Source organism: Blautia acetigignens, from assembly GCF_025566865.1.
Taxonomy (GTDB): domain Bacteria; phylum Bacillota; class Clostridia; order Lachnospirales; family Lachnospiraceae; genus Blautia_A; species Blautia_A acetigignens.
This window is the reverse complement of the sequence record NZ_JAOQJM010000015.1, coordinates 14018-38858: the sequence shown is the minus strand read 5'-3', so window position 1 is coordinate 38858 and position 24841 is coordinate 14018. Positions and strand designations below refer to the sequence as shown.

19 protein-coding genes and 1 riboswitch are annotated in these 24841 nt (G+C 46.1%); of the genes, 3 read left to right on the top strand and 16 right to left on the bottom strand.

The window, feature by feature from the left end:
* Positions 1 to 68: 68 nt before the first annotated feature.
* Positions 69 to 244, bottom strand: a riboswitch (cobalamin riboswitch).
* Between the two features lie 282 nt (positions 245 to 526).
* The 3 genes from OCV70_RS15180 to OCV70_RS15170 all read left to right on the top strand — a co-directional run bounded on the left by OCV70_RS15180 (position 527) and on the right by OCV70_RS15170 (position 5571).
* Positions 527 to 907, top strand: a complete 381-nt coding sequence (locus OCV70_RS15180; protein WP_262579832.1) for a metal-sensing transcriptional repressor — start codon at positions 527 to 529, stop codon at positions 905 to 907.
* Between the two features lie 248 nt (positions 908 to 1155).
* On the top strand, positions 1156 to 3699 hold the full coding sequence (locus OCV70_RS15175) for a heavy metal translocating P-type ATPase (protein ID WP_262579831.1): 2544 nt from the start codon (positions 1156 to 1158) through the stop codon (positions 3697 to 3699).
* Positions 3700 to 3987: 288 nt separating this feature from the next.
* Positions 3988 to 5571: a glucose-6-phosphate isomerase gene (locus OCV70_RS15170; protein ID WP_021925457.1), complete on the top strand. Its 1584-nt coding sequence runs from the start codon at positions 3988 to 3990 to the stop codon at positions 5569 to 5571.
* 93 nt (positions 5572 to 5664) lie between these two features.
* Here the strand turns inward: OCV70_RS15170 and eutJ are convergent, their stop codons facing one another.
* The 16 genes from eutJ to OCV70_RS15090 all read right to left on the bottom strand — a co-directional run bounded on the left by eutJ (position 5665) and on the right by OCV70_RS15090 (position 24822).
* Entirely contained in the window at positions 5665 to 6513 is an 849-nt protein-coding gene (gene eutJ, locus OCV70_RS15165) for an ethanolamine utilization protein EutJ (RefSeq protein WP_186901699.1), read from the bottom strand.
* A 107-nt stretch (positions 6514 to 6620) separates the two neighbouring features.
* Positions 6621 to 6995, bottom strand: coding sequence for a hypothetical protein (locus OCV70_RS15160; RefSeq protein ID WP_262579830.1), 375 nt, complete (start codon positions 6993 to 6995; stop codon positions 6621 to 6623).
* Positions 6996 to 7336: 341 nt separating this feature from the next.
* Entirely contained in the window at positions 7337 to 7756 is a 420-nt protein-coding gene (locus OCV70_RS15155) for a hypothetical protein (protein ID WP_262579829.1), read from the bottom strand.
* 20 nt (positions 7757 to 7776) lie between these two features.
* Positions 7777 to 8406, bottom strand: a complete 630-nt coding sequence (locus OCV70_RS15150; RefSeq protein ID WP_262579828.1) for a hypothetical protein — start codon at positions 8404 to 8406, stop codon at positions 7777 to 7779.
* Positions 8390 to 9307, bottom strand: coding sequence for a hypothetical protein (locus tag OCV70_RS15145; RefSeq protein ID WP_262579827.1), 918 nt, complete (start codon positions 9305 to 9307; stop codon positions 8390 to 8392). The genes OCV70_RS15150 and OCV70_RS15145 overlap by 17 nt, the downstream gene beginning before the upstream one ends.
* Positions 9300 to 10022 (bottom strand): hypothetical protein, encoded by a 723-nt coding sequence (locus tag OCV70_RS15140; RefSeq protein ID WP_262579826.1) that lies wholly within the window; start codon positions 10020 to 10022, stop codon positions 9300 to 9302. Before OCV70_RS15140 ends, OCV70_RS15145 begins: the two co-directional genes overlap by 8 nt.
* Positions 10019 to 10672, bottom strand: a complete 654-nt coding sequence (locus tag OCV70_RS15135) for a signal peptidase I (protein ID WP_262579825.1) — start codon at positions 10670 to 10672, stop codon at positions 10019 to 10021. Before OCV70_RS15135 ends, OCV70_RS15140 begins: the two co-directional genes overlap by 4 nt.
* A gap of 270 nt (positions 10673 to 10942) precedes the next feature.
* Positions 10943 to 12103, bottom strand: coding sequence for a LicD family protein (locus OCV70_RS15130; RefSeq protein ID WP_262579824.1), 1161 nt, complete (start codon positions 12101 to 12103; stop codon positions 10943 to 10945).
* A 19-nt stretch (positions 12104 to 12122) separates the two neighbouring features.
* A complete protein-coding gene (locus OCV70_RS15125; RefSeq protein ID WP_262579823.1) occupies positions 12123 to 14405 on the bottom strand; it encodes a LicD family protein in 2283 nt (760 codons plus the stop codon).
* Between the two features lie 70 nt (positions 14406 to 14475).
* Entirely contained in the window at positions 14476 to 16860 is a 2385-nt protein-coding gene (locus tag OCV70_RS15120; protein ID WP_262579822.1) for a glycosyltransferase, read from the bottom strand.
* Positions 16838 to 18007: a CDP-glycerol glycerophosphotransferase family protein gene (locus tag OCV70_RS15115; RefSeq protein ID WP_262579820.1), complete on the bottom strand. Its 1170-nt coding sequence runs from the start codon at positions 18005 to 18007 to the stop codon at positions 16838 to 16840. The genes OCV70_RS15120 and OCV70_RS15115 overlap by 23 nt, the downstream gene beginning before the upstream one ends.
* A gap of 14 nt (positions 18008 to 18021) precedes the next feature.
* Complete coding sequence (locus OCV70_RS15110; RefSeq protein WP_117854168.1) at positions 18022 to 19116, bottom strand: acyltransferase family protein; 1095 nt, start codon at positions 19114 to 19116, stop codon at positions 18022 to 18024.
* Between the two features lie 15 nt (positions 19117 to 19131).
* Positions 19132 to 20862: a CDP-glycerol glycerophosphotransferase family protein gene (locus OCV70_RS15105; RefSeq protein ID WP_178105355.1), complete on the bottom strand. Its 1731-nt coding sequence runs from the start codon at positions 20860 to 20862 to the stop codon at positions 19132 to 19134.
* Positions 20849 to 23095: a CDP-glycerol glycerophosphotransferase family protein gene (locus OCV70_RS15100; protein ID WP_262579819.1), complete on the bottom strand. Its 2247-nt coding sequence runs from the start codon at positions 23093 to 23095 to the stop codon at positions 20849 to 20851. The genes OCV70_RS15105 and OCV70_RS15100 overlap by 14 nt, the downstream gene beginning before the upstream one ends.
* A 167-nt stretch (positions 23096 to 23262) precedes the next feature.
* Positions 23263 to 23676, bottom strand: a complete 414-nt coding sequence (tagD, locus tag OCV70_RS15095; RefSeq protein ID WP_021925443.1) for a glycerol-3-phosphate cytidylyltransferase — start codon at positions 23674 to 23676, stop codon at positions 23263 to 23265.
* Positions 23677 to 23721: 45 nt separating this feature from the next.
* Positions 23722 to 24822, bottom strand: coding sequence for a glycerol dehydrogenase (locus tag OCV70_RS15090; RefSeq protein WP_173765493.1), 1101 nt, complete (start codon positions 24820 to 24822; stop codon positions 23722 to 23724).
* Positions 24823 to 24841: the final 19 nt, after the last annotated feature.

Genomic DNA, 24841 nt, shown 5'->3' with positions numbered 1-24841 from the left:
AAAGCTCTTTTGACACTGGTATCATTCCTATATATTGCTATGAGAATAAGGTTCTGTGTACCGCAGACCCACAATTCCACGCCAAGGCAGTTCTCCTGACTTCGTTCAACACCGCTTCCCCTTCCCGGTTACCCAGTGGGCTCTGAAGCAGCTCCCTTACACAGTGACGGCATCGTTCCGGATTCTCACCGGATTCTCTCTTATGCATCATGTTCATAATGCGACCTTTGCGTTATATCATTATACATATTCGACTCGGATATCTAATAGATACCATAATTTTATGTATTTTTTATGAATGTATTATGGATATTTTATGAATATACAATCTATATCAATGGACTTTCAGACAGATATATTTTAACCTGCTGTAACTCCACAATGAAACAAAAAAGCCCTTGACAAATACCCTCAGGGGGTATATATTAAGTGCATAGGCAAGATACCCCCAATGGGTATTTGAAAGTTAAAACGCCGGTTCGCAGTTTCCGGCCAATCATTTGTTTAATAAGAAAGGAGCCTGCCTATGACAGCTGATCATAAATCCGAAGCCTGCTGCAGCCACACTGCAGCCGATACTGAACCCCTTTCCAGCCAGGAACCTGCACAGAAGGTCTGTTCCTGCTGCACCAAGCACACCTTGCGTTCCGAAGCGGAGCGAAGAAAGCTGGTCAACCGTCTGAAGCGTATTGAAGGCCAGATCCGGGGCATTATAGGAATGCTGGAGAACGATGCCTACTGCAATGACATCCTGATCCAGTCCGCCGCTGTAAATGCCGCAGTGAACGCCTTTAATAAAGAGCTTCTTGCCAACCATATCCGAACCTGCGTGGCAAGAGATATTCGGGAGGGTAAGGACGAGACCATTGATGAGCTTGTTGCAACACTGCAGAAGCTTATGAAATAAATGAGAGTATCAGGGTCAAAAGGTCAAAAAGCCGTTCGTGCTTGCACGATAAGGCGTTTGAACTTGGGACCCGCCGAACATGAGGAAGTAGCGATTTACGCAGTAAATCAGCGGATTCCGAATGTTCGAGAATTGCGGGAGCAGCTTTGCTGCGGAGCAATTCGCAGATATCAAGTTAGGGGCAAAAGTTCAAAAACCTTATCCAGCTTATATAATAAGGCGTGTCCCGTATAAGGAGGAATTTTATTATGGAACAATACAATGTCACCGGCATGAGCTGCGCAGCCTGCAGCGCCCGTGTAGAAAAAGCAGTCAGCAAGGTTCCGGGGGTTACCGCCTGCTCAGTGAGCCTGCTTACCAATTCCATGGGCGTTGAAGGTACCGCCACAGCCTCAGCCATTATTTCAGCTGTTGAACAAGCCGGGTACGGCTGCTCTTCTAAGAGCCAATCTGGTCAGAAGGAGTCTGTCTCCGATGCGGAGAAGGCCCTGGAGGATCACGAAACCCCGATTCTGAAGAAGCGCCTTATCGCATCTGTAGGCTTTCTTCTGGTCCTGATGTACTTCTCCATGGGACACATGATGTGGGGCTGGCCGCTGCCTGCATGGTTTGACGGCAACCACGTAGCCATGGGACTTGTTCAGCTGCTTCTGGCCGGAATCATCATGGTAATCAACCAGAAGTTTTTCATCAGCGGCTTTAAGAGCCTGTGGCACCGCTCTCCTAATATGGACACCCTGGTAGCCCTTGGCTCCATGGCATCCTTTGTGTGGAGCGTCTATGCACTGTTTGCCATGACCCGTGCACAGGTAGACGGCAATTCTGAGCTTGTAATGCACTACATGATGGAGTTTTACTTTGAATCCGCCGCCATGATCCTGACTTTGATCACAGTAGGAAAAATGCTGGAAGCCCGCTCCAAGGGCAAGACAACCGACGCCCTAAAGGGTCTGATGAAGCTTGCTCCCAAAACTGCCACAGTCATCCGAAACGGTGCGGAAGCCACCGTTCCCATTGACCAGGTGGTAAAAGACGATGTGTTTGTTGTACGTCCCGGCGAAAGCATTCCCGTTGACGGCGTGATCCTGGAAGGCTCCAGTGCAGTAAATGAGGCCGCCCTTACAGGAGAAAGCATCCCGGTAGATAAAGCAGCTGGAGACCGGATTTCTGCTGCCACTGTAAACCAGTCCGGTTTCATCAAATGTAAGGCAACCCGCGTAGGGGAAGATACTACCCTCTCCCAGATCATCAAAATGGTCAGCGACGCAGCGGCCACCAAGGCTCCTATTGCCAAGATCGCAGACCGGGTTTCCGGTGTTTTCGTACCTGCGGTTATCACCATTTCCATTATCACCACCATGATCTGGCTGCTTACCGGACATGAATTTGGCCACGCTCTTGCAAGAGGAATCTCCGTGCTTGTGATCAGCTGCCCCTGTGCCCTTGGTCTTGCCACCCCGGTTGCCATTATGGTAGGTAACGGAATGGGTGCCAAAAACGGCATTCTTTTCAAAACTGCTGTTTCTCTTGAGGAGGCTGGAAAGATCCAGATCGTTGCCCTTGACAAGACAGGAACCATCACAAGCGGACAGCCTGAGGTGACGGACATTCTCCCAGTAGAAGGCATCACCGAGAAAGAGCTTCTCACCCTTGCCTATGCTCTTGAGAAAAAAAGCGAGCATCCTCTTGCAAAGGCCGTTCTTGAAAAAGCCTTTGCACTTGGCCTTACTGCCCCGGAGGTTACAGATTTCCAGGCCCTTACCGGAAACGGACTTTCTGCCGCACTTGGTTCTGATAAGCTGATTGGCGGAAGCATGAAATACATCAGCACACTGGTTCCAGTCTCCAAAGCTCTTATGTCTCAGGCAGAAAAGCTTGCTGAGGCGGGCAAAACTCCCCTGCTTTTTGCCCGTAATAACCAGCTTCTTGGAATCATTGCTGTAGCAGACGTAATCAAGCCAGACAGCCCACAGGCTGTAAAAGAGCTTCAGAGCATGGGCATTCATGTGGTTATGCTTACCGGAGACAATGAGCGCACTGCCAGGGCGATCGGTGCACAGGCAGGGGTAGATCAGGTAATCGCAGGGGTTCTTCCTGATGGAAAGGAAAGCGTGATCCGCTCTCTGAAGGAAAAAGGCAAGGTTGCCATGGTTGGGGACGGAATCAATGACGCTCCGGCACTTACCCGTGCTGACATTGGTATTGCCATCGGTGCAGGTACCGATGTGGCTATTGATGCAGCGGATGTGGTTCTTATGAAGAGCCAGCTTTCCGACGTGCCAGCAGCCATCCGTCTTAGCCGTGCCACCCTTCGGAATATCCATGAAAACCTTTTCTGGGCATTCTTCTACAACGTAATCGGCATTCCGCTGGCAGCCGGCGTATGGATCCCCATCTTCGGCTGGACCTTGAACCCTATGTTCGGTGCCGCTGCCATGAGCCTTTCCAGCTTCTGCGTGGTAACCAATGCCCTGCGACTGAATCTGTTTAAGGTTCATAATGTAAGCAGCAATATCAATAATCCCAATGTAAGCAACAATATTAATAATACAAGCAAAAAGGAGAACACTACTATGATCAAAGTAACAGTTAACGTAACAGGAATGATGTGCGGACATTGCGAGGCACACGTAAACAAAGCCGTTGAGGCTGCATTTGGCGTACAGAATGTTGTTTCCTCCCATGAGGCAGGAACCACAACCTTCACAGCTCCGGAAAAAGTTGATGAAGATAAGCTTCGCCAGGTAATCACAGATGCAGGATATGAAGTAACCGGAATTACACAGGAGTAAGCTTCCCATTTCTTTTTTAAACTGCAGCACTCTCCCGGGAAATGATTGTTTCCCGGGAGAGCTTTTATTTGCCGGTACATCTTACAGAAAGCCTTTTTCAAACACGCTTTAATGTTCTTTTTTTCATATTTCTCATCAATTTTCCCGGAACAATGTTATTTTTTCACGAATCTTAAACCATGGATTGAAATTCCTGTTTTTTTTCAGTATAATAAAGCCGATATGGGTTTCGCCATGAGACTCTGACGAGACAACGTTGTCTCAACCATTTAAAGGAGGAATTATATTATGGCAACATGGAAAAATCTTGACACACTGGCTTCTTTTGACAAGCTTTGCAGTCTTAAGAATCATGTGGACATTGCAGCTGCTCTGTCCGGTGAAGAGGGTGGCAAGCGTGTAGCTGATTATAGTACACCAATGGCAGCTGGGCTGAATTACAACTATGCAGCCAAGGAAGTAGACGAGACTGTTTTATCCGCTCTTGCACAGCTTGCTGATGAGGCACAGCTGATTGACAAATTTGAGGAATTATATAACGGAGCTGTGATCAATACAGGTGAGAACCGTATGGTCCTTCATCACCTGGCACGCAGACAGCTGGGCAATCCGGTTGTTGTAGATGGTGTAGACAAACGTGAATTCTACGTTGCGCAGCAGAAGAAGGCTGCTGATTTTGCAAACAAGGTTCATGCCGGTGAGATCACAAACGAGGCTGGAGAGAAGTTCACCACTGTTGTTCAGATCGGTATCGGCGGAAGTGACCTTGGTCCTCGTGCTCTTTACATTGCACTTGAGAACTGGGCTAAGGCAAACAACACATTCAAAATGGAAGCCAGATTCATCAGCAACGTAGATCCTGATGATGCAGCTGCTGTTCTTGCTTCTGTTGACCTTGCACATTCCTTATTTATCGTTGTATCCAAATCCGGTACAACTCTTGAGACTCTGACTAACGAAGCATTTGTTAAGGATGCCCTGACTAAGGCAGGTCTGAATCCTTCCAAGCATATGCTTGCAGTTACAAGCGAGACCTCTCCTCTTGCAAAGAGCGAGGATTACCTTACCGCAATCTTTATGGATGATTATATCGGCGGACGTTACTCTTCTGTTTCAGCCGTAGGCGGTGCAATCCTTTCCCTTGCATTCGGACCGGAGGTATTTGCACAGCTTCTGGACGGTGCTGCTGCTGAGGATCAGCTTGCAACTAACCGTGACCTTATGAAAAACCCGGATATGCTGGACGCTCTGATCGGTATCTACGAGAGAAATGTTCAGGGATATCCTTCCACAGCTGTTCTTCCATATTCACAGGCATTAAGCCGTTTCCCTGCACATCTTCAGCAGTGTGATATGGAGTCCAATGGTAAAACCGTAAACCGCTTCAGTGAGCCGGTAAGCTATGTAACCGGTCCTGTTATCTTCGGTGAGCCAGGAACCAACGGACAGCATTCCTTCTATCAGCTGCTCCACCAGGGCTCTGATATCATTCCGCTTCAGTTCATCGGCTTTAAGAAGAGCCAGCTTGGAGTAGATGTTGACATTGAGAACAGTACCAGCCAGCAAAAGCTTTGCGCCAATGTTGCTGCTCAGATCATTGCATTTGCCTGCGGCAAGGAGGATGAGAACCTGAATAAGAATTTCAAGGGCAAACGTCCATCCAGCATTATCATCGGGGATGAGCTTACACCTGCCTCCCTTGGTGCTCTTCTTGCTCACTTTGAGAATAAGATCATGTTCCAGGGCTTTGTATGGAACCTGAACAGCTTTGACCAGGAGGGTGTTCAGCTTGGTAAAGTTCTCGCTAAGCGTGTCCTTGCGCATAATACAGATGGTGCCCTTAAGGTATTCAGCGATCTATTGAATATTTAATAATCATAGCGTTAGAGTTTTTGGAAATGACAAGAAAAGGATTGATCAGTTTTTTGACTGACCAATCCTTTTTTACAAGAGCCTGCTGCTCCTTTATATTTTGTTGTCTTTTTTCGGAGATAGCTTAGGCAGCTCACAGCAATAGGCAATTCCAAGAGGCGTAACAAGAAGTGGATGCACTGGCTGATAAACGGGAAGCTTCAGATGCTTCTCAAATACGGATGTAAATTCCCGGAACATGGAAGAGCCGCCTACAACGTAAATAGCCGGAACCTCATATCCTTTGAGGAATTTTTCTGTGATCAGAGCCATCTTCTCCACCGTAGCTTTAATTACAGGGAAAATTTCATCCTGCTTATCTGGCTGTCTTTTTAGCAGCTCCGCTTCTTCATAGGAAATACGATAATGTCCTGCAACCGTCATCGTCATATGGGTTCCACCAGTGGCCTCATCATCTGTATAAATGACTTTCCCATCCTTCAGAATGCTGATTCCTGTTGTACCGCCGCCAACATCCACAACCGCTCCGTCACGAATCTTAAGTACAGCCGCTGCGGCAGTTGGTTCATCTACAATATTAGTCACCTCAAAGCCGGCGCCCTCCAGCACATAGCCTATGCTCTTAACGCTCCCCTCTGATACACCGGGAGGAATTGCGGCAGCTGCATAAGTAAGCTCTGTGCCAAGCCGCTCCTCCAGTGTCTCCTTCAGCCTGGTTACCAGCTGTACACATTCATAATAGTTTACGATCACTCCGTCCTGAATGGCATGGGAGGGTGCAGAAATTCCGGCTATCGGGCGGTTTGAAGTATCTACAACAGCCAGAACTGTATTGGCAGTTCCAAGGTCCACACCAACCTTTAATCTTCCTTTGAAATTTTTACACTCACCTGTTTCCACAAGCTCTGCAAAATTTGAAAGTGTTCTGTTTTTTAAATCCATTTTCCAGCTCCGTTTTCCTTTTTCCTTATTTATTCTACTTATGATTGTAAAAGAATACAGGGGAAAATGCAATAAAAACATATCCGTTTGTTTATTTTACTATCACCTTATGCAATCTGTACGCCCCATCTTTTTTCCGGGGAAGCTGCTCTTCCGGCTTTCTCCGGAGCATAGATCCGGCCGCATCTCCAGCTTCCGGCACCATTGTCCATGTAGCTGATTTCTGCTCCGCCGGCAACCTTGCGTACCTGAATCTTCATTTCCAGCGGAAGTACCCGGCCAAACTGCAGGCTTATTTTTATCATATCATCCAGCTCTTCTTCCAGCTGCTTCCGATCAATCTGGACGTATATTTTCTCATCTGTAACCTTCGCTTCAAGCCACTCCTGGCCATCGGTGAAGTATTTCTGTCTTGCTTTTACAAACTCATCTATATAAGTATTGATCTCTGTTTTCTGTATTTTTGCCAATGCCTTTTTCATAACAAAAGCCTCCTTAACTAACATCCACATTTCTCTTTGTTCTTGTAAATAATTATAGAAGCTTATGTTAAATTTTATGTATTACCAATGTTAAACATCGTTAAAACTTTTGTTTTTAAAGCGGACATTCGCATCCGCTTCGCTACTTGCTCATGAACACACTCTGATTTTAATCCCATTCCTAGTGTGCCGACAAGTTGATTTCTAGAACAATCTTGCGTCTAAATTTCTTATTTCTGCGTTGTCGTCGGTCGCCGTAGCCACCGCTACGCCTCCTTCCTCCGCCTTGAAATAAAAAATTTATCCTGCAAGATTGTTACAAGAATCAACTTGTCGACACACTAGTCATGGAACGGACTGATTGGAATTTCATTTAATTCTGAAACAAATCCGTAATCCACCATGTCCTCTTCCTCCCAGGTGGTTCCATCGAAGAAGGCTGTAGGTGCCTCTCTAAAATCTGACGGCAGAATGATATCGGTGCTCTGCAGCATATCTGCATTCTGCGCAGTGTCGGCGTCCTGCACTATGTCTGCATTCTGCGCAGTGTCGGCAGCCTGCACTATGTCGGCGTTCTGCACTGTGTCCGTAGTGCTGTCATTTCCTATTTTAGCTGAATGTATGATATCAATCCGGGATTCCTGGTACTGGTATTTTGCGCAAACAGTTTGAAGCTGGCAGGTAAAAAATATGCCGGCTCCCATTGCCAGAAGAAAAGCTGCGCCTGGTACCTGCCCTTTTACAAAGTAAAATTTTTTCACGGGTTTTACCTTCCTGTTTCTCAATCCTTCTGCTCCATATTCACATTGATCCTGATAAAGTCCTCCGTGTCCATAGGTTCCCACTGGCAGTCATCCTCCCACGAAACCATCAGCTGGTATTTATGCTCTGTGGGGCAGCCTTCTGGAAGCAGCATTTTATCTGTCTGAAAAATGTGGGTTTTCTCCTGAGGGCTTTCCTGAAATGATGCTATTTCCTTCCAGCTTCCTTCCCATTCACTTTCTTCCAAAAGGGTGCAGCGCAGAGGGAGCGCCCCTGCGGTAACAACCTCTATGCTGTAGGTCTGGCTGGTCTGGCTGATGCCATTGGTGCTTTGATTGGATACCAGAATGGAATATATGGCCTGGCTGCCAGGTGCCCATGTCTCTGGCAGCTCTCCTTCCGGGCAGATGGACACCTTATGCTCAAATCCTGCCACCTTCATGTGGGAATCCTCAACAGCCAGCAAAATGTATTTGGCGTAAGTATCTGTGGGAAGCGCCACCAGCAAAAGCATAAAAGACAGAAGCACCATAAGCGGCGGCGTCAGTGAGGGAAGCCGTATTATACGTGACAGTGACAGCTGCGAAAGCCGTGCTGCATCCAGACGCAGTTTTCTTTTTTTGTGATTATTGTTATTGTTTTTTATCATAGCTGCGCCTCTTTCGAAACCACATAAGGATTAAGCACATGGTGATAACAGGTGCGGTAAATACTAATGCTGTAAGCCAGCTTCCAGGTGACATGTGATCTGCTGTTTTCACAGAATTCCTGTGTTCGGTTTGTTCACTGTTCTGGCTGTGTTCGCTGTTCTTGCTGCTTTTCTTTTCAGGTTTCCCATCTCCTGTATTGCCGGAAATGCTCTGGGCGGCTTCTGTATGGATTACAATGGTATGAAGGGTGTCCTCTGCTTTGTTTCCAAAGAAGGTGTCCTCTTCATCTTTCCCGCGCTCGTAAGCCCATCGCCAGTAAAGGATGTATTTCTTCTTTTCTCCGGAAAGAAGAGAGCCTTCCTGAAGAAACCTGTCCATCTGTTCCGGACTGCTCCACCTATCCTGACTTCCTATAAGCCATCCATTTTCCCCTGCCAGCCTTAGTTCAAGGGGACTTTTGAGTGTTTCCACGTCCCAGCCGGCTTTCAGCCAAACCTTATAATCCATTTTTGTTTTCCCTGTATTTTGAAGAAAAAAGGTGTAGTCTCCGCTGGTTCCGGGGGCAATCACCTTGTCCTGGCTTTCGCTTTGCACGGTGAGCTCCCCGGCCTGGTTTCTGTCTCCAGTCTGAAAGATCTGAACAGCAGTATCTGTTGTCCAGATCTGCCGGTTATCCCAGGTCTGAAAACCTTCTGCAGCCTTTGCACTCCCATCTTCTTTTACTGTCTCACTGTTTTTAAGAATGCCCTCCCTGACTGCAGATTTGCTCCTTGCATTTATGTTTTTTCCTTCTGTAAGGCAGATAACATTCCCATTACGCACATTTTCTTTGGAATTTTTATTCAACCAGGGAAGCAGAAGAAGCAGGCACAACAGGAGCAGGAATTTTTGTTTAGTCAATCTGAGTTACCGTTGTTTTCATGCTCAGCTCCACTGTGGAGGCTTTGTTCGCTGCTGCCTGATCGCCCAGATATGTATCTTTCTCATCGCTGTTTCCGTTGTATGCCCACTCCCAGGAGACATTCACAAAACCATCCGCACCGATTCCAGACAGATCTGTATTTGCAGCATAATTTTTAGAATATCCCTTGATTGCATTTTCAACAGCTGTTTTCAATTCAGCTATACTGGAACTTCCATTTGCAATCGCTGCTCCTGTTGAATCTTTAACACCCTTCATGCCGTATTTTTTATCCCCAACCTTGAAAATAATTGGAAAATATTCCGACGATGCACTCCTCTCATCTGTATACTCCCACCCATTTAAAGTCAGTGTAGGTTCATAGGATACCTTCACCGCAACCTCCGGCTTTCCGGTAATCGTGGCATTCAGCAATTCCCCTTTGGTCCCCGGTGCAACTACGTGGTCATCCTCTCCGCCACTACTTATAACTGATTTCGCAATAGTTCCAACTGCCTCATCATCAGTGGCATACTCACTTGCAAACATCGTCCCGTTTGCAGTGACAGTCACTCCGAATTTCGCCGCTCTGGCACTGTCTGTGCCGGTTCCGCTTGTAATATACTTGGCAAATGATCCTGAAATCACGCTCATGGTCAATAAAGTGGTCACACCGGCTCCTGCTGCAATCCGCATTGCTTTGTTTTTCATCATAATTTGCATTCTCCCTTCAATCCTGACTTTTCTTCTCGTTCTGCCCGCAGGACATCCAGTTCTGCCAGCAATGCTTCTGTACTTTTTTCCTTCTCTTTTTTCTGTCTCAGATCACAGCTTTTGTCATAAGCTGCCATCAAAAGCAAAGGACAAACCACACATAACAGTATTCCCTTTGTGCTCTGCATAAACATTGCCGTATTTCCAAGTCCGGGAAGCCGCCAGCAGTAAATCCCTGCCAGATTTTCGCTTCTTACCGGCTTTTCATCTTCTGTATTGTTGGCGTCGCCTTTTGTTATCCAGGCAAGGGCGCCCGTCTCATCTGTAATGATTTCTGTCACTCTGTGTGTAACGGTAGCCGTCCCGTTTCCCTCAGGGTCATAGAAGCAGATTACATCCCCTGTCTTTATATTTTTGGCATTTACTTTGCGGCAGATCACCAGATCTCCGGAAGCCAGCTGGGGATTCATACTATCTGTCAGGATAACCATGGGAAATATTCCGCCAATATCCGGCACCTCATTTTTGTTTGTAATACTTTTGATAATAAGGGTACAGTTGATAAGCAGAAGTGGAATCAGAATGAAACAGAAGAGGGATCCGACCAGAGTGCAGATCCGATGAACAACAGAAGTTCTCTTTTTTCTCATTTTTCCCTCCAGATTTGTGACAAGCTTTATTATAACAGGACAAAGCCAAAAAAGGACGGATTTGCACATTCCTCAGCTTTTTAATCACAAAACGCATTTTTGGAACATTTTGGGCAAAAAAAGCCCCGGATATTCGGGGACTTCCATGTTTTTTCGACATTTCGTCCTCCCATCCGGGGATGTGTAAAGCGGACATTCCAGGTCCGCTTCGCTACTTGCTCATAAACGCAGTCGCTTCGCGATCTGTCAGTAGGAGCTTTCGCTTCTATATCAGCTGAATTTTTTAATCTTATTTAGCAAGCCCTTTTTACCTGTAGCCAAAAGAAGCTGTAAATAAATCTGAAAAATCTCCTGATCCGGCGCATAAAGCTCACCGGCTTCCAGATATTTCTTCATGATTTTGTCATAGTCCTTCAATTCCTCTGACAGCCTGGGGTAATCCCTGTTTTCCATAAGGTTGAGAAGATATTCCTTTTTTCCTGCGTAAACCTCTGCCAGATTCACCCCTTCGCCCTTCAGCTTCACATAATTCCAGGACCAGTCCAGATATTCACGGGATTTTCGCCCTTTTCTATCTTTGTTGTACTGATCCCTTCTTTCTTTTACAAGGGTCTTAACCAGCCCGGAATATCTGGCAAGAAACTCCTGGCAGGGAATATTGGTGCTTGTGATAACCGTCATAGAGGGAATATAGGGCTCCGTCAGCTTATTCATGTAGCCCTTTCCAAACCAGATTTTCAGATAGGGATCCACTGCATCAGGCACACTTAAGGATACTCCCTCCAGCTCTACTCTTCTGGTTTTTTTAAATATTTTTTTCGGGTAATACAAGGTGGCGCCCTTAAGACGGACTACGTAGTCTTTTCCCTTACATTCCTTCTGGTTTTCATAAAGCTTTTGATACAGATATTTGGAAAGTCTGTCTCTTCCGCCAACCATAAGAATTGCCACCGGAAGCTTGCACAGCTTCTCCTTCCAGGTAAATTTCTGGGAACGCCCGTCGCAAAACTGGATCCAGCCCATTTCCAGGCAGCGCAGCCACAAATGGAGCTTCCTGGAGCTTTCCTTTCCTCTAAGGGGATAAATGTCGATCCCGATTCCCGGATATTCGTAATTTCGTCCCTCGTCCATTCGAAAGCACAGAGAATTTTTGTCCTCATACCGAAGGAAAAATCCGGGAAAGCGCTTGTTCTCATACATGGATTCCAGAGCCCTGTCTTCCCTTTCTTCCTTAAGGTATGCAAGGCGAAACCGCTCCATATCAGACAGCTTCATCAAAATTCCTCCCGCCAGAGGGCTTTTTGGCATCTCGTCCCCATACACTGCGTGTACCGCCAGACGTGGTGCCAGATAGTATTCAATTTTATTTTTCGTGCAAAGCCTGTCCACTTCTTCAAGAAGAGAAAGCAGCACCTGCTGTTCTTTGTTCAATGTACCTGTTTTCCTTTCCTCAGACAATCGCCTTTAACAGTTCTGTGATTTCCTCCAGGCTTTCGTATTTGCCAAGCCATGCATCCAGAAATTCCGTAAGGTCCTGCTTTCTTCCAAAGGAGCGGATATAGCTGCTTCCGTCCTTCAAATCCTTCAGTACCCTATCTGCTCCTTCTATACGGACATATTCAGGAGCGTCTTTTTTCAGTGCCTTTCTGTAATAAGAAAAGGCCTCCCGTGTTTTTCCCTGTTTGTAAAGAATATCTCCTGCTATAAGAAAAGCTGCAGGCTTACATTCCTCTTTACTCTCCTGCTCCAGGGCTTGAGAAAGAAGCTCTTCCAGCTTCTGCATATCCTCTGTATAAAGCAGCTCTGTACCAAGCTTAGCCAGTTTCCTGGAAAATCCAAGCTTTTCTGCCCCGTATGCGCATATATCCAGGTAAACCATATTTTCGATTTTAAGCTTTCCTGTTTTTTCTGATTTTCCCTGCAAAAGCTTTTCTTTTATATCTTTTAAAAATTCCCTGATCTCCTCCGGTCTGTTCAGGCCTTCCAGCTTCATCTGGCAGAAATATCCGTCAATGCTCTCATCCTCCGGCAAAAGCTCCTTCCACAATGCGGCAAGCTCCACTGCTTCTTGTACTTTTCCCTTTTCTACCAGGCTCTTGCAGGTTTCCATAGCAGACATTTTATGTTCTTTCAGAAATTTATCCAGCTCCAGCTGAGTCATTCCGTTGGTGGTTTTGCTTCTCACGGCTGCATACACCTCAAGCGCCTCACGGCATTTTCCCCGCAGCCACAGCAGATCTCCCTTATATTTCAGGAAATATCCGTCCTCAGGAAACAGTTCCAGACAATGGGAAAGAAATTCTTCCGCTTCTTCTGAATGCTTCTCTTTCTTTGCCCTTTCCATCAGAAAACGGATCTTAAACTTCAGGAAGGAAGGATTGTCCGGATATTTTTCCAGAAGCTGATCCATTTCCCACTCTGCTGCCCTGTTTTCACCAAATTCGTAATGGCAGGCCCCACTTCTGAAGGTAAGAATATCCTGTAAAAGTGCCTCCATGGCAGGAGAAAGCCCCTGCAGCTTTTCCCGGACTCTGAGCATTCTGTATGCTTTGGACACCTTCTCGGAATAAAGAAGGGTCAGCATAGCTGCCATAAAAACCTCTTCCTTTATATCAATCAGAACCGGATGATAGAAATTATAAATATGCACAAATTCTTCTCTTCCGATAAAATCTGCGCTAAGCTGCACCCGGAAATAATCTCCGAAAATCCGGTTCAGGGTATGGAAATCTCTTTTTTCCAGAAGAGCTTCCAAAGAACCCTTCTTTTGCTCCAGCCTGTTCATCAGATCCTGGGCAGTAACCTCCCCTAACAGCTCCTGTCTTTTGCATATGAGCCTGTGGGAGCGTTTTGCAGTGGCCATGTAGTAAATCTTGCGGAACACCGCATCTTTTCGCAGACGGAAGGTATCCAGCTTAGGCATATATTCTTTTCGGAATTCCTCATAATTCATATGGTGACACTCCACTGCGTCATGAGATTCCCTTTCCCCGTGAGGGGGAATATAGGACCATTCATCCCCGTAATGCCAGATCAGGTAATCACTGACTTTATTGGGGATCATTACATCTACGCCCTCAAATCTGCCATATTTAACAGGGAACATCATGTCCTTATCAAACAGGAAGGGGCAGCCGCCCCAGCGCATTGCATAGCGGCTGCATTCCTCTTCTTTGTAGGAAAACATGATTTTTTCCAGCTTTTTCAAGGTTTTCTCTTTTCCAAGGAAGAGATAGGAAAAAAGATATTTCAGATACAGATGAACCGGTACCTCGTAACGGTTTCCATACACCACTGCTATGTTGATCAAATCTGAATAGATCATCAGGTGTGTTCTGTATTTTTCGTATTCCCTGTCATCATCCGGAATAGGGTCCAGAGTCAGTACGTCAATGATCTCTCCTGCCTTGTCCTTCCCGATGATCTGGTGTCTGTGAATGGCACAGGTGTCTGTAGAGGCATATCTTGGGAAGGTGTTGGTATAGCTTCTGTCCACATCCACACACTGGAACGCACGGTTTGGCGGAAGCACCTGGTCGGATAGCTCTACCAGCTTGTTCCAGTCGTCTCTTGGCATATAGATATCCACATCGTCATCCCAGGGAATAAAGCCTTCGTTTCGCGCCACACCGATGAGACTGCCTCCGGCCATTACATATCTCAGGTTATGCTTTTTACACATTTCGTCAATCTCCCGAAACAATTTCAGAAGATATTGCTGTTTTTCAGTCATTTACTTTCCTCTCATAATAAAGCTTCCTCGCAGCACACCTTTTCTTGCTGCAAGCGTTTTCTCTTTTGTCTCAGGTCTTCTGCAAAAGGGTTTCAAACAGCTCCAGGGATTTTCGGTTGTTTTCCCTGCAATCAATCTTTGGTGCCTTGCATTCTCCCCTTTCAAAGGCCTCCATACCTTTCAAAACACCCAAGACAGAGGGCTCTGCCAGCATTCCGCCATAGTCCTCACAAAAGCAGCGTGCTCCCGGGACATTTGTTGCCACAAAGGGAACCCCCAGTACTGCTGCCTCAAACAGGACTACAGGAAGGCCTTCATAATCTGAGGATAAAACCAGCAGATCACTTGCCTTCAATATGGGCATAGGATTTCGTATACTTCGAATCAGAATAATATGGCTGCCGGCAGCGCTGTTTTTTGCCAGTTGGCAGGTCTGTTCATAGAGATTTCCCGCTCCGCCGATTATAATCAGCCATGTATTTTTGTTTTTCTTCCAGAAAAGCTCAAAGGCCTGGATCAGACGATTATGCTGCTTTTCCTGGGAAAAGCGTCCGATATTGATAAATTTTTGGTCGCTGCCATTTAGCACCTCCTGAAGCTTCTTAAGGGAAACAGTACATTTTGTCTCCTGGTCAAAGCAGATAGCTTCCCCGGACCGCCTTTCGATTCCTTCGTAATCCTGGCAGTTGGGAATGACGGTAATATTGTCCTCGCGGCCTCCAATTGCAGCCACAGCACCTGCAATGTCCCGGCTTACCGCAGCCACATGGTCATAGGAGGCATAGGCGTCATGAAGCACATATTTATTTGGATTTTTCTTTCTCTCAATCTCTTTTCCCATGTCATTGTGCACCCAGATGGTTCTTGGAAAAGGTGCCTGCTCAAACATGGAAATCATGTAATTTTCGTAGCCGTTAAAGTGAAGAACCGCCTGAAATTCTGAATTTCCAAAATGCTTTTTCCACTCTCTTGCGTAGGCGTGGGCAAGCCGTCTGGTGCGGATTCCAAACTTCATGTAAAGGCCCTGGCAGATGGCGGTGACCACATCCATGTTCATCTCGCTTCCAAGGGGATACACATTGGCATCCTGGGGAAGGCAGTCAAGGCGCCAGGGGGCTTCCTTCAGGGAATTCATGCGGTAGGAAATAAAGTAGTTGTACTCCTCCTTGTCCAGCTCTTTCATCAGATTGAGAAAGGAGGTGGTAATTCCGTTCTGCTGGAAATCCCCTGCATAGAGCAGCACGTTCTTCTTCTGATTTCCCACAGCAGATGCGGTGGCACAGCAGTTTTCCCCAAGGATCACATGATGGCACAGCTTTTTGATTCCGCTGCCGTGCTCATAGGTTCCATATTTCTGGCGTAAAGCCTCGTCCAGCTGATCCGCAGGCGTCTGCAGAAGCTCTGCCACCTCCTGAGGGGTTCGCACCAGCGGGAAGGGATAATTCCGGATGTCCTCATACATGCCCCGGCTTCCTGCATAATCCTCAATGTCATAGGCAAAGAGAATAATCTTTTTGCCGGAGTTGGCAAAGTCGTACATGACGCTGGAATAGTCGGTGATCAGCACATCGCACATGTTCAGAACTTCGTAAGAGTCATAGCCCTCCGGGAATTTCTGGATGTGCTGATAGCTGGAAAGATCCAGAGCGTCTCCCACAAAGGGATGAAGCTTCACCAGAAGAAGCTGTTTTTCGTTAAGGCGCTGATCCAGAATGTCCAGATAGCCCTGCATCTCCTTCACAGAATCCTGACTGTCTACTGCGTCTGCTTTTCCGCGGAAGGTGGGCATATAGACCGATACCTGCAGATTCTCGAAGCCAAATTCCTTCTTCAGCGCCTCCCCTTTTTCCGGGTGGAAAAAGATCTCATTTCGCGGATAGCACTCGTGAATGTACTGGCCCTTGTACAGATTATCCAGCATGTAGGCGCCCCGCATTTTTTCCTCCATAAACACATTGGAAAAAAGCAGGTAATCGGACATGAGAAGATTTCGCATTACATTTCCCATGCTGTAACGCTCCTCCACATTGTCCCTGCCCATGCATTTTAGCGGAGTTCCATGCCACACGTTCAGGTAGATCTGCCCGTCCTTCTTGATAAAGCGGCCCGGGAAGGTGGAGTCGTTGATCAGATATTTTGCTCTGGAAAGCATCCGGTAATAGGAGATGCTTCCGAATTTCATCAGCTTGTCCACCTTCAGTCCGTAATGCTGCAGCTTTTTCTCTACGGAAGCTTTGTAGTCGCTGCGGCAGGCAAATACAATGGAATATTTCCGGTATTCTTCCTGATTTAACTCCCGCAGGATTGCAAAAATGTTGCTCTCCATTCCCCGTCCGCTTCTGGATTCCAGCAAAATGGTGTACGGGTCGATCCTGGTTTTCTCATAAAAGGTATTATAAAAAGGATACCAGGTACCGCTTTTTAGTTTTTTCTTAATTTTCGTCCATGCCGACATGCTTCTTTACCTCATCACAGATCTTTTTCATACAAGGCTTCTGGATCTCATTGAAAAACAGGTTGCATTCCTGTCGCTCCTTCTGATAGCGGTCTTTCCCATGGCAGATTTCTGCTATGGCTTCCAGGAATTTCTCCTGGCTGTCCGGCTTGGCGCCGGGAGTTACCTTGTCGTATTCGAAGTTCATTCCCCGGCCTTTCAGGTAGCGTTCCTTATCATAGGGAAGGAAGATCAACGGCCTATCCAGAAGCAGATAATCAATGTAAATGCTGGAATAATCCGTGATCAGAATATCAAAAATATCTGCGATATCCATAATGTCTTCTGCCTGCTCATTTCCCAGGTATCTTACCCGGTCAGAGAGGTAGGGGCCTGCATTTCCCTGCTCGCTGATGTGGGTGCGAAGGAAAATAACGGCGTCCTCTTTTTCCAGGAAAGCATCCAGAGCCTGCTTGTCATAATCTTTAAAGGGAAACAGGCTGGTCACGCCGTAGTCCCGGAAGGTCGGAGCATACAGGATGGTCTTTTTGCAGGAGGGAAGATCAGGGTACATGCTTCCCAGCACTTTCTCTTTGTCTGTCTTTGTAAAGAGCACGTCATTCCTCGGCTGGCCCCAAACCTTTATTTTGTCCGGGGAAATGCGAAAGCTCTCTGCCATCACGGGAATGAGACGGCTGGAACAGGTCAGCACAAAGGTGTAATTTTCCGAGAATATTTTCTTAAAATAGATCCTGGCAAGCTTAGAAAGATTGGGGTCCATCAGGGCAATCTTTTTCAGGGGAATTCCGTGCCACAGATTTACAATGGTCCTGTTTTTCCCAAGGCCGGTGCCATAGACTGGAAGCCCTGCGGAAGTAAACCACACCCCCGCCGACAGAACCTTCTTCATGCCCTCTTCGGAACAAGTTTCTATAAAATACTGCTCTCCGTACTCTTCCCCAAGCTTTCGCCTCAATTTCTCATCGTTGATCACAAAATAAGGGGTGATCTCCAGCAGATTGTCCTTTACATATTCAAACAGATAACGGGAATTGTAATTGTAGTGGGAGTTATCCGTAGACGAAAAAATCCACACTCCCGGATCCGGCTTCCCCTTCACCTTATGCTTCACCAGCTCTGCCTTCAAAAGGCTTTTCAGTTTCCCCATGTATGCTTCCTCTTTTAGTTTTTTTTCTTAAATTTCCCTGTAAGCCATGGAAAATATTGATTGATAATGGAAACTACACCGCATTCTATGAGCATCAGCTCTGCCAGAATGCCGGTACATTCCAGATAGTATCTTGGTCCTGCAGTCTCTGACAGGGTGTAGATTGCCTTCCATCCTTTGATCACAAGGACTTTGAAGCCCAGGGTTCCATGGGTTGCCATAATGATCAGGGAATTTTTTCCCGCAAATTCCAGATAAGTCATCTTCCACCATTTCTCCAGATATTCCAGAACCAGAATGGTTCCCATGGAGCCAAGAATTCCGTTTATGTAAAACATCAGATGACTGTCTCCGATTCGAAGCAGGTTGATGTCTACATGAAGGTTTCTCTGCGACAGGAAAATAGTGGCCACGAACATCACCGCACCGATGACAAATCGCAGATTTCTCTCTTTGATTTTGCTAAAAAGCATAAAGCAGAGATACCCTGCCCCGATAAACCAGAATCCCAGAATTCCCTTACTCACTGCCAGGATGGGAAATGACACGATTTTGTACTGTCTTTCGGTGAGCATGGCCTTCAGCATTGGAAGCAGAGTGTCTGAAGTGTACACCGTGATAACCACAGACAGGATTCCGCTGGCGATCCGCACAAGATTGCTCTTTGCTTTCATTACCAGGATAAAGATCACCTGCGCAAAAAACAAAGCCGGCAGGAACCACAGAGCACTGATTCCTCTCAGGCTCAGTGTGGTGTAGGCCTGGTACACAAATTTCGAATACATCTGTGCGCGTCCGGTGCCTTTCATAAGGCAAACCAGCATATTATACAGCATTACAATGGCACTGTATCCAAAATATGGAATCATAAGACTTTTGAAATGCTTCCATATATACTGGCTGGCACTCATCTTGCGAAATGACTGGCGCATGCAGAGCAGGTAGCCGGAAACAATGAAAAATATGGGGATTTTGTATGCTGCAAACCATAGGTCTATGGGATTTCCCAGAGAAGTAATATGCCCAAACACCACCATTGTGATTCCCCAGCCTTTTGCTGCATCCAGATATTTCTTTCGCTCTTTTGAGCTGTTTGGTAATTCGCTCATTTCTTTTCCTTTCCCTCAGCAGCCTCTGGACTTCAGAAATTCCAGAGTACGCCTGCTGTTGTTATGATCTGTGTATGCAAAATGCTCCTTTCGCATCTGTGCATACCTTTCTTTTTCCTTAAAATTATTTTCTATATATTCTTTTATATTCTTTACGAGGCATTCCTGATCCAGACATCTGTCTCCGAATAAGTCCCTGGTCATATCAATATAGCTTCCATTTGCCTGCTGATACAGGTCATAGTCAAACTGATAGAACAGAACCGGCTTAGCCAGATAGTGGACGTCCCAGCTCACACTGGAATAGTCGGTGATCAGCATGGAGCATTTCATGATCAGCTCGTTTAAGGGCTGGCTGCCCTGGACGATCAGCTTTACCTGGTCATTTTCTGTTTGAAATGCTTCCAGGAATTCCTTCATTTTGGGATGAATGTGGAAAATGATCTTCACATTGTTTTCCCGCAGGAATGCTCCCAATTCTGGATTTTCCAGCAGCTGCCGGTACCGTCTGCAGTACTCACTTTCCCGGAATACTTCATCGGACTGCTCTTCCAGCCAGGGGCGCCAGGTGGGCATGATCAGGATGTTTTTCTCATCTGGTCTGGCTTTATTTTCCAGGACATCCCATCTAGTAAAGCCAAGAATAGGCACGTTTTCTTTGGCATATCCGAAGTTCTCTGTGACGATCTTCTGCTCAAACTCTGAGGTGACGGCAAAATAGGTCATAGGGGCGGAACCGTTTTTTCCGAATAGTTTGTCTACCCGTTTCAGGGCAGTTACGCCGTGCTGCAAAAACAGCATTTTCTTCTGACTAATCTGCCTGGTAATAATATTAGGCTTAGGCTTCCACGCAAATCCATGATTTCTGGCATCTGAAGCCACATAAATCCGGGCTGCCAACATGTACAACATATGTCTTGCACTCATAAAAGGAACCAGATTCCGGCCATATTTTTTCATCTGCGGCCACTGGAGTGACTTCTTGTCCAGAATGAAATAAATATGCTTTTTTTCTTTTTCCGGAAGATTTTCCATACAGTATTTGAAAAAATAGGAACCGTTATCCTGGGCTTCTGTACAGTATTTCTCATAAATCACCCATATTTTTTTCCTGTTCCACACTGGCTTTGTGAGCATGTAAAACAGATAGATGACATTCTCTTTCACTGCCGTAGCGGTACTGTCGTATGAGGCCCGAAGCCGATCATGGAGCGTAAGCATATGATTCGTACTTGCCATTGGAAATAAAATATGATTCCCCTTTGGAATCTCGTAATTTCCAAAGAGAAGCTTCAGCCGTGTGACCCCATCCAGAATTACAGGCAAAATTTCTCCCTCTTCGGTGTAAAGATACACATCCCAGTCACCCTCCCATAAAGTCATATTCCCTGTGCTGCCCCAGATCCGGATCTGAAACGGCTGCCTGCCGGAGGCCTGCTGCTCTTCTGAAAACTGATGCCTTCCTGAAAAATGCCTTTCTTTTCCTTTCGGAAGCAACTCATATTCCAGCGGATATTCTGCCGGTCGGACAATATTTCGGGATTTCAGCACTGCTTTCTCAATTTTCAAAGCTTTGCCCGCCTGCGCATATACCGTAAAATCAGAGCCTTTTAATTTCAGCCTTGTCACAGTAATAATTCGATTCCCACTACATTCGCTGTTGCTTTGCATTCTTCTGCCGTTACCAGCTTCGCTGGTTTTCCTAATCCTTCTGCTGCTCCCTGTCCCGCCGTTATTCCTGCTCATCTGCTTTCTCTTCTTCCTTCTTTTTGCCCCATTTTTCCACAATGGCATCGCAGATTCGCCTGCTGTTCTGATCGTCAAAATATTTGTAGAAGTTAGTGCGCATAGCATCGTACTGGGGTTTGATCACGAAATGACCGGCTGCGCATTCTTCCATATAAGTAAGAAGCCCGTCCACATTGTCCGCACACTCTCCGAATAATTCCTTACTCATATCCAAATAGCTTCCGTGTGCTTCCTCGTATTTTTCCCGGTCAAACTGGAAGAATACAACAGGTTTATCCAGGTAAAATACATCCCAGCACACACTGGAATAGTCGGTTACCAGCATTTTGCAGCGCATCATCAGCTCATTGGCAGGCTCTTCCCCAAATGCGATCAGGCGGATTCTCTTGGATTCCACGGAAAAGTCCTGCATAAATTCACGGAACTTGGAGTGAAGATAAAAATTAGCGCACAGGTCGTTCTTTTCCAGGAAATCGTGGAAACGCCTGGAATTCAGAAGCTCCATGTAGTTCCGGAAATAATCGCTTTTTTTGAATTCCTCTGCCGTTGCATTTTCCAGCCAGGATCTCCAGGTAGGCATGATCAGGATTTCCCGAAGGCCTTCTGATTTATCCTCCAGCACATCCCATCTGGCAAAACCGCTGTTTACGATCTCGTCCTCTGCGTATCCGAAATATTTCTCTATGATTCCTTTCTCGAAATCAGAGGTTACCACGAAAAGATTGCAGGAACCTGCTTTTCCCTTGCCATAGAAGAAATCCACTTTCTTCAGGGCGGTTACGCCGTGCTGGAGAAATACAAGATCCTTTCTTCTCAGGTAGCGCTTCAGGATACTGCCTCTCTGACGCATAGCGTACAAATGATTTCGGGTGTCTGTGCTCACCAGAAGCTTCGCTGCCTGCATGTAGATCATATGGCGGATGCTCATGAAATCCACTACCCGATTTTTGTACGGACGCAGCTTCTCACGGTCCGGTGCATTCTTATCGATCACATAATAAATGTGATTTTTCTGCCTCTTTTCTTCCCCGTTTTCCATGCAGTATTTGAAGAAATAGTAGCCGTTGTCCTGGGCCATCATGCAGAATTTCTCATATACCAGCTGAATCTGCTGGCTGTCCCAGTAAGGCTTTAACAGGCGGTAAAGGAAAAATGCGACCATTTCCTTCATACGGAAGTCCCATCTGTCATATTCGCCTTCCTCGCGATACTGGAATGCAAGATTCTTGGATGACGTATTGTAGGGATACAGGAAAAATCCGTTTTCTTTTTTATATTTTCCGCTGTATAAAAACGCGGTGAATAAGCGGTAATTTCTGGTCATGGATACAGAAGCTTCATATCTGTCCCCGGTTTTCGGATTCAAAAATACCACCAGCACATCCCAGTACAGGCTTTTCCACTCCACCTGGTCCAGATCCAGCTCTGCCTCAAAGCGGCGCAGATTATTTCTCAGTCTGTTTTTTCTGATCGTAAAGCTGTACGCTTCCCGTTCTACCTCCAGCTTGCTTCTGAATCGAAACAGGACCTTGTCAGGGAAATAGCCATATTTATCTGCATCTGTAACCAGTCTGAGCTTCAGAAGGTTCTTATTGATGGTAAGATAGCGCAGATGGCACATCTGTGTCATTTTGTGGATTCGCCAGTTGGCGCAAAGTCCGAACAGCCATCTTCCTTTTTGATCCATGTAGACGCACAGGGTGTATGCAATGTCTTTGGCGCCCTCCTGGGTTAACAGGAGCTTTTCAGAGCAGGCCTGCTCACAGATCCAGGCTTTTTTCCCTTTCTGCAGATCCTTGTCCTGCTTTGCCCGGCCTTTATCAGCCAGACGGTATCGGAAATATTGTCCATCTGCTATGGTCTCCAGAAGGATTCGCACGCTTTTATTTCTTCCATATTCCATGGCAGGAAGAAGGATACTGGTATCAATGGTAAATTCACAGTCGCTCTGTACATCCGTTACAGGCAGAATATAAATTTCCTGATTTTTTACCCCGGCAAGAAGCACCCTTACCTGCTCAAAATCAGAGAGCTTCTTTTCCTTAAGCGTTACCTTTACCTTCCCGCTTCTATCCCCGCACACATCTGCCAGAATATCGTATGTTCCATTCAGATTAAATGCAGGTGTTTCTTCATATACAATCTGTCCATCCTCATTCTGGTTCCAGCAGCAATATTGCATGGTTTCCTTATTTAGATAGCAGTCTTCCAGATTGATCTTTGTTTCCATATTTATTTCCTCACGTAGATGTCCCCAAATTTTATCATATCATTACTATATTATAAAGAAATCTTTACGAAAGTCAATGTTTGCGGCAGGAAACTGCACTTTCCAGCACAAAAAAGACTGCCGCCAGGGATAGTATTTCCCATTTGCGGCAGTTTCATTTTGTTTTCTTATCTGTTATCGTTTTCTTTCTTCATATTCAGATCATTTTTGATCTGTGTGGAGGAGATTTCCGGTGTGCGTGGAAGATAAATGACTTCGCAGCCTTCCTCCTTGAGAAAATCAAATTTTCCCTTCCAGTCATCTCCCATCACAAAGGTATCCACATGATATTCCTTTACATCTGTCCGTTTCTGCTCCCAGTTTTCTTCAGGGATCACAAGATCCACATACCGGATGGCTTCCAGCAGCTGTTTTCTTTTTTCATAGGAAAAATAGCATTTCTTCTGCTTCTCATTCCAGTTGAATTCGTCTGTGGAAAGTCCCACGATCAGATAGTCTCCATACTCCTTGGCTCTGCGAAGCAGGTTAATGTGCCCATAGTGAAGCAAATCAAAGGTTCCATAGGTAATTACTCTTTTCATTTTATCAGAAAATCTCCTCAATTGCATTATTCCGTTAATTTAGTCTTAGTTTTCTCCAAGATAATATCTGCCATATGCATCTGCTGCTTTCATTGCTGCAAATACCGTTTCCGGTGTTACTTCAAATGGCATGTTGTGAAGGGTATCGTTCTCAGAGCATGCGGTTTTAGCTACTTCCATGAGCTGTTCATCTGTGACGTTTTCTGCGCCAAGCTCTTTTAAGGTGACTGGAAGGCCTACTTCGATGCACCATAAAATGATGTCCTCTAATTCTTCCTGTGGAACATTCTCCAGAACCAGCTGGGTGAGAGTTCCAAAAGCAACCTTTTCTCCGTGATACATGTGGTGGCACTCTTCCAGAACAGTGAATCCGTTGTGGATTGCATGTGCGCCTGCAAGTCCGGCACTTTCAAAACCGATTCCGGATAACAGGGTGTTTGCCTCGATAACCTTCTCTACAGCAGGTGTGCATACCCCGGCTTCCAGTGCGATTTTGGCTTTTATACCTTCTTCCATCAGGGTATCAAAGCAAAGCTTTGCAAGGGCCATAGCGGCTTCTGTGGTCTTACCCCCTGCACAGGAGGCTGCGCCGCTTTGTTTGCATGCTCTTGCTTCGAAATAAGTTGCAAGGGCATCTCCCATTCCTGCTACTGTGAGACGAACAGGTGATTTCGCAATAATATCTGTGTCCATAAGCACCAGATTTGGATTTGCAGGAAGGAACAGGTATTTTTCAAAAACACCCTCCTCTGTGTATACAACGGATAATGCACTGCATGGTGCATCTGTGGAAGCAATAGTCGGGCAGATAAACACCGGTGTTTTTGCATAGTATGCCACTGCCTTGGCTGTATCAAAAATCTTGCCTCCGCCAATACCGATGGTAAGGTCACAGCCGCTTTCTTTCACAATTTCTACCAGACGGTTGATCTCGCTATTGCAGCACTCTCCGTTAAAATAATCAAAAACCACATCGCAGTCGCTTGCCGCAAAGCTGTCCTCGATCATTTTTCCAATTCTCTTATAACCGCCTTTACTGATCAGAACCAGGGCTTTCTTTCCGCAGTTCGCTGCATAGGTTCCGATGTTTTTCATTTCTCCTGCGCCCTGTAAATATTTGGAAGGGCTGATCAATACTTTTGCCATTTTTTATTCGCTCCTTTTT